At 72.1% G+C, this 301-nt stretch carries 1 protein-coding gene; it reads left to right on the top strand.

The genetic code is table 11. The annotated features are described in order from the left end of the window. Positions 1-301: phage portal protein (locus EIK80_RS25410; protein WP_148099136.1), on the top strand; the 301-nt coding region annotated here is incomplete at both ends.

Below are 301 nucleotides of genomic sequence, written 5' to 3'. Positions count from 1 at the left end.
GCCGGCGACCGCCTGTCCGACGAGCAGTTCGACCGGTTGAAGACCGAGCTGGCCGCCGCCCATTCGGGTCAGGCCAACGCCGGGCGGCCCCTGCTGCTGGAGGGCGGGCTCGACTGGCGGGCCATGTCGCTGACCCCAGCCGAGATGGACTTCACCGAGGGCAAGCACGCCGCCGCCCGCGAGATCGCCCTGGCGTTCGGCCCGCCCCCGCAGCTACTCGGTATTCCGGGTGACAACACCTACGCCAACTATCGCGAGGCCAACGCCGCCTTCTGGCGCGGGACGGTGGTTCCGCTGGCCG

Origin of the sequence: Caulobacter sp. 602-1 (assembly GCF_003931565.1) — a bacterium.
Classification (GTDB): domain Bacteria; phylum Pseudomonadota; class Alphaproteobacteria; order Caulobacterales; family Caulobacteraceae; genus Caulobacter.
This window is presented reverse-complemented; position numbering and strand designations above follow the sequence as displayed.